The following is a 1005-nucleotide window of genomic DNA, read 5'->3' as shown; positions in this document are numbered from 1 at the left end:
CATTAATCCCAATTAAGGAATTTGTGAAGACTGATTTTATATTTTGCCAATACAAATACTGTTTTGTAAATTCAATTATTAGGAAGCCAATTTAATACCTAAATATCATAGCAATTAATTTTAGAGCATTCATCACATTATCATGGAACTAAGGGAGATAGAAAAAAACTATGAAAGAATGTCGGATAACAGGCTCATTGAGGTTATTACCACAAATGCGCAGGGAATTCAGCCGGAAGTAGTTAGTATCATAGAAAATGAAATTAAGAAGCGCAACCTCGACCCTGATCTTTTAAATAGCTTAATAGCCCAAAATGAACAGCATTCTATTGAAGATATTTATCATTATGCGGAACTGCTGCGGAATTGTCCCTGCCCTATCTGCAACAATACTCGGGACAAGTTAAATGGGACAATCTACCACAGTATCAAAAGTATCATAGTTATGAGTATCACCGAAACTAGATGGGTCATTGCCTGCCCGGATTGTTTGGACAAGCAAAATCGAAAAGCCATTGTGTCTTGCTCACTTCTTGGTTGGTGGGGAATTCCCTGGGGGATACTGAAAACCCCCGTGTACATCTATAGAAATTTAAAGGTAAAGGGAGAAAACAGGATCAGCGATCCAAACGGTCCGCTCCTTTCATTTACAGCTGACAATATAGGTCAAATAAAAGCTTTCGAGAATAATCCTGAAAAATTGAAAAATGTTATTAAAGATTTAAGATAACGATTAATACAAATTAACAATAAAAAGACCTTATAACAGTATAGCAACCCTTTATGAAACCCCAACTGGATATGGTGGTTGCCATTCATCTATTGGTGGAGCAGTCATCCAAAATAAAGAAACTTAGAGTTTTTCGACCTCTTCGACAGAAAGTCCAGTGCCCTTAGCAATATCAGCTATAGGTAGCCCCATTTCCTTAAATGCTTTAGCAGTCTCAAGAGCTTTTTTACGCTCTCCTTCTGCTAGTCCTTTGGCTTTACCTTCTGCTAGACCTT

Annotated in this window: 1 protein-coding gene; it reads left to right on the top strand. The window is 37.2% G+C overall.

The genetic code is table 11. The features are described from left to right. The first annotated feature begins 178 nt into the window (after window positions 1-178). Entirely contained in the window at window positions 179-730 is a 552-nt protein-coding gene (locus tag B4N43_RS07425) for a hypothetical protein (RefSeq protein ID WP_157626127.1), read from the top strand. The last annotated feature ends 275 nt before the right edge of the window (window positions 731-1005 follow it).

Source organism: Sphingobacterium sp. UBA1897, assembly GCF_002337775.1.
GTDB classification, from domain to species: Bacteria; Bacteroidota; Bacteroidia; order Sphingobacteriales; family Sphingobacteriaceae; genus Sphingobacterium; species Sphingobacterium siyangense.
Note: the sequence above shows the minus strand (reverse complement) of the source record. Positions and strands in the feature narration are given on the sequence as shown.

What these genes read in the sequence shown, in the direction of transcription:
- B4N43_RS07425 (WP_157626127.1), top strand. Translation starts at nt 179, where the DNA reads ATGTCGGATAACAGGCTCATTGAGGTTATTACCACAAATGCGCAGGGA.